This is a genomic window from Nocardia tenerifensis NBRC 101015, assembly GCF_000308715.1.
Classification (GTDB): Bacteria; Actinomycetota; Actinomycetes; order Mycobacteriales; family Mycobacteriaceae; genus Nocardia; species Nocardia tenerifensis.
Window position 1 is genome coordinate 1 of sequence record NZ_BAGH01000518.1, and the last position, 5,591, is coordinate 5,591.

Annotated in this window: 6 protein-coding genes and 1 riboswitch; all 6 genes read left to right on the forward strand. The window is 69.8% G+C overall.

Features of this window, described 5'->3' with window-relative positions:
* Positions 1-184: hypothetical protein (locus ON39_RS34915; RefSeq protein WP_040740583.1), on the forward strand; the 184-nt coding region annotated here is incomplete at its 5' end.
* A gap of 735 nt (positions 185-919) precedes the next feature.
* Positions 920-1,014, forward strand: a riboswitch (SAM riboswitch).
* A gap of 186 nt (positions 1,015-1,200) precedes the next feature.
* A complete protein-coding gene (locus ON39_RS34920; protein WP_246002993.1) occupies positions 1,201-2,301 on the forward strand; it encodes an amino acid ABC transporter permease in 1,101 nt (366 codons plus the stop codon).
* Positions 2,298-3,065 carry an amino acid ABC transporter ATP-binding protein gene (locus tag ON39_RS34925; protein WP_040740584.1) on the forward strand — a complete coding sequence of 256 codons (768 nt, stop codon included), beginning with the start codon at positions 2,298-2,300 and terminating at the stop codon, positions 3,063-3,065. Before ON39_RS34920 ends, ON39_RS34925 begins: the two co-directional genes overlap by 4 nt.
* A 14-nt stretch (positions 3,066-3,079) precedes the next feature.
* Positions 3,080-4,039 (forward strand): ABC transporter substrate-binding protein, encoded by a 960-nt coding sequence (locus ON39_RS34930; RefSeq protein WP_246002992.1) that lies wholly within the window; start codon positions 3,080-3,082, stop codon positions 4,037-4,039.
* A gap of 4 nt (positions 4,040-4,043) precedes the next feature.
* Positions 4,044-4,571, forward strand: a complete 528-nt coding sequence (locus ON39_RS34935) for a GNAT family N-acetyltransferase (protein ID WP_040740586.1) — start codon at positions 4,044-4,046, stop codon at positions 4,569-4,571.
* Positions 4,568-5,591: LLM class flavin-dependent oxidoreductase (locus ON39_RS34940; protein WP_040740587.1), on the forward strand; the 1,024-nt coding region annotated here is incomplete at its 3' end. The genes ON39_RS34935 and ON39_RS34940, both read left to right, overlap by 4 nt.

The window sequence follows — 5,591 nt, forward strand, 5'->3', positions numbered from 1 at the left end:
CGCCGCGGCGGGCGGAACGGCGGGCGCGGACGCGGCGGGCGGCGCCTCACCCACGGCGGGCACGGCTTTACGGGGGCGAAGCCTCACCCACGAGGGGCAGAGTCTTGTCTACGAGCGGCAGCGTCTCACCCACGAGGGGCAGGCCCGCGCCCCCGGCGGGCGGAGCCGGGGCCTCGGCGGGTAGAGCACCCGCGGTCGGTGCCGCGAGCGCCAGCGCGACCGAGCAGGTCGCGACGGCGGATATTACAGTCAGACGGCGCACTACGGCCACGGAGACCTCTTCTCATCGTCGACGCAATCGAAGGCTGACGGTACTCCGGCAAACACGGTGAACAGGCAGTATCGCCACCGGCAACCCGTCGGCGTGTCGCTTCGTCGCGCGGCTTCGGACTCGATTGCGTGAGCCGGACGGTCGACCACCCACGCACCGCGCCAGGATCGACGCGGCGGCCTGCTGCCGGGGTCGCATCCACCAACGCGACGTTCGCGACGATCCCGAGGCAGATCCGGCTGCGCCGAGCCGACCGCCGCAGCGAGCCCGACTCCGCGGGAAGCCGCACGCGGCGGCGACCAATTACGGGCAGTACCAACGCAGTACGAATGACGGCGAGCGCGGCCGCGACCAGATGCGAGGAGGGACCGACGGAACGGGGTCGTCCGCACGATGAGGCTGTCCGAGTTCACGGGGTTCGCGCGATGCGTCGTATGCTGCTTCCGACACCGCCGCCGATGGGCTTGCCCGCAGCGGTGCAGACGTCCGCCTCGGCAGCCAGCGCATCCTCGGCTATCGGTGCTACCCGCTCGATCGGGCCTGGACAAGATCTACGCTCACGCTGATTAGTTCCCTTGTCCGAGGGTTTGCCTGCTGGGCATGATAATTCGGCTCGACCCTGACATCGTCCGGTGTCCGGATCGGCGACAACCATCCAGAGCGACCGAGAGACCTGGCTTGTCGACGTCGCAGCAACCCCCCGGTTCACCGGGTGCGGGTGCTTCCGCCGGGACCGATGGAGGGAACCGACATGATCATCGCCGCTGTCCGGGGCACCCGCTGGGGCCGACGCCACATCGATCAGTGCAAGGTGACCTCCGCCGGCTGTCGGGACTGACCGAAGCCAGCCTGTCGCACCCGTCGCTGGCCGGGTGCTGTGATCGCGACCCGATGCGGCGCGGTCTCTCGCTCTTCCGAAGGACCCCGACATGAGTGCGTTTGCCGCACCCGATGCCGCACCCGTCCGCGGCGCGGACGACGACGTTCCGGTCGCCGCACCCCGCGTCGCCGACGGGGCAGCCGACACCGTCGTGCGGCAGACGCCGGACGAATCTCCCACCGCCCCGGGCGAATCCGTCGCCTCCGGCGAATCCCCCACCGGGCCGGGCGATCCCGCGCCGACGGTCGCCAAGACCCGCCACCCGTGGCGCTGGGTGATCAGCGCCGTCGCGCTCGTCCTGGTCGCCCAGTTCGTACACGGCCTGGTGACCAACCCCGGTTGGGACTGGCCGACTTTCGCGAAGTACATCACCGCGAAGTCGGTGCTCTCCGCGCTGAAGGTGACGCTGGAGCTCACCGCGCTCGGCACCGCGTTCGGCTTCCTGCTGGGCACCGCGCTGGCCATCGCGCGGCTCTCGGACAATCCCGTGCTGCGGGTGATCTCGTGGTGCTACATCTGGGCGTTCCGGTCGATCCCGCTCATCGTGCAGCTGCTGTTCTGGTTCAACATCGCCTACCTGTACAACACGCTCTCGGTCGGCATCCCGTTCGGCCCGGCGTTCTTCACCTTCGAGGTGAACGGGGTGATCAGCGGGTTCACCGCGGCGGTGATCGGGCTGGCGCTGCACCAGGCGGCGTACTCGGCCGAGATCATTCGCGCCGGGATCATCTCGGTGGACGCGGGCCAGCTGGAAGCCGCTGCGGCGCTGGGCATTCCGCGCGTGCGGCAGTTCCGCTCCATCGTCGTCCCGCAGGCCATGCGCTCGATCCTGCCCAACGCGACCAACGAGGTGATCAGCCTGTTCAAGGGCACCTCGATCGTGTCGGTGATGGCGATCGCCGAGCTGTTCTACCAGGTCCAGGTGATCTATGGACGCAACGGGCGGGTGGTGCCGCTGCTGCTGGTCGCCACCGCCTGGTACATCGTGCTCACCACCGTGCTGTCGGTGGCGCAGTACTACATCGAGCGCCACTACGCCAAGGGCACGCTCCAGCGCACGCCGCCGCCGTCGCCGCTGCAACGCGCCCGGCGGAGGCTGCGCGAGATCGCCGAATCCGGTTCCGCCGCACCGCGCGGGGCGACCCGATGACCGCCCCGTTCGCCGTCGAGGTCCGCGGCGTCCGCAAATCCTATGGCGCGCAAGAGGTCTTGCGCGGCGTCGACCTGACCGTGCGCTCCGGCGAGGTGGTCACGGTGATCGGCCCGTCCGGCTCCGGCAAGTCGACGCTGCTGCGGGTGGTCAACCACCTGGAGTCGCTCGACGCGGGCACCGTGCACATCGACGGGGAGCTGATCGGATATCGCCTGCGCCGCAACACCTTGCACGCGCTGCCCGACCGCGAGGTGCGCAGGCAGCGCTCCCGGATCGGCTTCGTCTTCCAGCAGTTCAACCTCTTCCCGCATCTGACGGTGCTCGACAACGTCACGCTCGCCCCGCTGGCCGCGCAGCGCCGCGACCGCAAGGAGGTCGAGGCCGAGGCGCGGGTGCTGCTGGATCGGGTCGGCATCGGCGAGCTGGCCGACGCGTACCCGCGCAGGCTCTCCGGCGGGCAGCAGCAGCGGGTGGCCATCGCGCGGGCCCTCGCCTTGCGCCCCCGCGTGATTCTCTTCGACGAGCCGACCTCCGCGCTCGACCCCGAACTCGTCGGCGAGGTCCTCGACGTGATCCGCGACCTCGCGCACGGCGGCACCGCCCTGGTGATCGTCACCCACGAGATCGGCTTCGCCCGCGAGATCGCCGACACCGTGGTCTTTCTCGACGCGGGCGCGATCGTCGAGCAGGGCGCGCCCGAGGCCGTCCTCGACCATCCGCGCCACCCGCGCACCCGCGCCTTCCTTTCCCGAGTCCGCTGATGAACAGGTTTCCGATGAAGTTCTCCGCCCTGGCCACCGCCGCCGCGACCGCGGCCGTACTGCTGGCCACCGGCTGCACCGACCCCGAGGCGGAGTCCACGCCCGCCACCGCCGGTGCGATCACCTTCGACCTCTCCGCCGCGCAGACCGGCCGCGTGCGCACCACCAAGGTGGACAGCATCGCCGCCGAAGTGCCGCAGGCGATTCGAGATCGCGGCACCCTGGTGGTGACCGGCGCGTCCGGCACCGCCCCGCCGCTGCGCTTCTACGCCGACGACGACAAGACCGTGGTCGGCTCGGAGGTGGACTTCGCCTCGCTCGTCGCCGACATCCTCGGCCTGAAACTCGATGCGCAGGTGGCGGATTGGTCACAGAACTTCGTGCGCATCGACTCCGGCGAGGTGGACGCCTTCGTCTCCAACGTGACGGTCACCGAGGAGCGCAAGGAGAAGTACGACTTCGCCACCTACCGCAACGACACCGTGGCGCTCGAGGTGCCCAAGCAGAGCACCCTCGACTACAAGGACCGCAAAAGCTTGGCGGGCAAGCGGATCGGCGTCGGCACCGGCACCAACCAGGAGCAGCTGCTGGTGAAGTGGAACGAGCAGAACGTCGCCGAGAAGCTGCCGCCCATCGACATCGCCTACTTCGACAAGGTCAGCGACTACTACCTGGCGCTCGCCTCGCAGCGGCTCGACGCCTACATCGGGCCGAACCCGACCGCGATCTACCACTCGGTCACCGCGAACCAGACCAAGATCCTCGCCACCTTCTCCGGCGCGGGCGACGCGCTGCAGGGCGAGATCGCCGTGCTCACCAAGAAGAACAACGGGCTCGTCACCGCGGTGCAGCACGCGCTGAACTACGCCATCGAGCACGGCACCTATCAGCAGGTGATCGATCGATGGGGGCTGAACTCCGAGAAGGTCACCGAGTCGCGGATCAACCCGCCCGGCCTACCGAAGCAGCGGTGAACCGGTGACCCGACAGCTTTCCACGCCCGATCTGCGGGTACACCGGGTCGCGCAGGACGACCCGCTGGCCGCGCCGCTGCTCGCCGAGCTCGCCGTCGAGTACAGCAGCCGCTACGGCCGCAGCCCCGGCGAGATGCACGCGTCGCTGCGGGACTACCCCGCAAGCGAATTCGCGCCGCCGCACGGCGCGCTGCTGGTGGTCACCCGCGACAGCGAGGCGGTGGCGGGCGGTGCGTTCCAGCGCTACGACGCGGAAACCGCTGAGCTCAAACGCATCTGGACCAGCCGGGAGCACCGCAGGCAGGGCCTGGGACTGTTCGTGCTCGAACAGCTCGAGGCCGAGATCGCGCGGCGCGGCTACCGGCGCATCTATCTGACCACCGGTCCGCGCCAACCGGAGGCCGTCGGCCTGTACCTGGCCGCCGGTTACACCGCGCTGTACGACCCGAGCCTGCCCGCCGAGGAGATTGGCAAGCATCCGTTCGAGAAGCAGCTGCGCACCGCCGCAGCCGATTTGGGAGCGACCGCATGAAGTTCCTGCTGTTCACTTTGGTGACCCGGGTGCCGGACCCGACCACCGGCCGCCTGCCCGGCACCCGGGAGCGGCTGCGCGACGTGGTCGAACAGGCCAGGCTGGCAGAGGATCTCGGCTACGACGGCTTCGCCGTCGGTGAGCGGCACGAGGATCCGTTCCTGTCCGCCGCGCCGCCGGTCATCCTGAGCCACATCGCCGCGGTCACCTCCCGGATCATGCTGTTCACCGCCGTCACCACGCTCAGCCTGCTCGACCCCGTGCGCGCCTTCGAGGACTACTCGACGCTGGACAACCTGTCCGGCGGGCGGCTCGAGCTGATCATCGGCAAGGGCAACGGCAGCGCGCAGGCCGAGCTGTTCCAGGTGACCACCGAGGATCAGTGGGACCGCAATCGCGAAGGCTACGACCTGTTCCGGGCGCTGTGGGCCAGCGAGAGCGTGACCTGGTCGGGCCGGTTCCGGCCCGCGCTGACCGAGGCCAAGGCGCTGCCGCGGCCGTGGCAGCCGAAAATTCGGATCTGGCACGGCAGCGCGACCAGCCGCGACTCGGTGGAACTCGCCGCGCGCCACGGTGATCCGCTGTTCTCCGCCAACGTCACCAACCCGATCGAACCGTACGCCGAGCTGGTCCGTCACTACCGGGAACGCTGGGAGTTCCACGGGCACAACCCCGCCGACGCGCTGGTCGGCGCGGGCACGGCCGGGTTCCACGTCGCCCGCACCTCGCAGCAGGCTCTCGACGCCTACCGGCCGATCTTCGAGGCGCGACTGGCGTTGGCGCGCAGGCTCGGCCTGCCGATCGTGTTCGAGACCCTCGACGACTTCGTCGCCCGCAGTTCGGCTCTGGTCGGCAGCCCGGAGCAGGTGATCGACAAGGTGGGCAGGCAGCACGAGCGGTTCGGCCACGAGGTGATCCACCTGTCCGCCGAGCGGGACGGGCGCCCCGAGATCGACTACCTCGACAGCCTCGCGCTCTTCCAGACCGAGGTGGCGCCGGAGCTGCGCCGCCGAATTCCCA

What these genes read in the sequence shown, in the direction of transcription:
- ON39_RS34920 (WP_246002993.1), top strand. Translation starts at nt 1,201, where the DNA reads ATGAGTGCGTTTGCCGCACCCGATGCCGCACCCGTCCGCGGCGCGGAC.
- ON39_RS34925 (WP_040740584.1), top strand. Translation starts at nt 2,298, where the DNA reads ATGACCGCCCCGTTCGCCGTCGAGGTCCGCGGCGTCCGCAAATCCTAT.
- ON39_RS34930 (WP_246002992.1), top strand. Translation starts at nt 3,080, where the DNA reads ATGAAGTTCTCCGCCCTGGCCACCGCCGCCGCGACCGCGGCCGTACTG.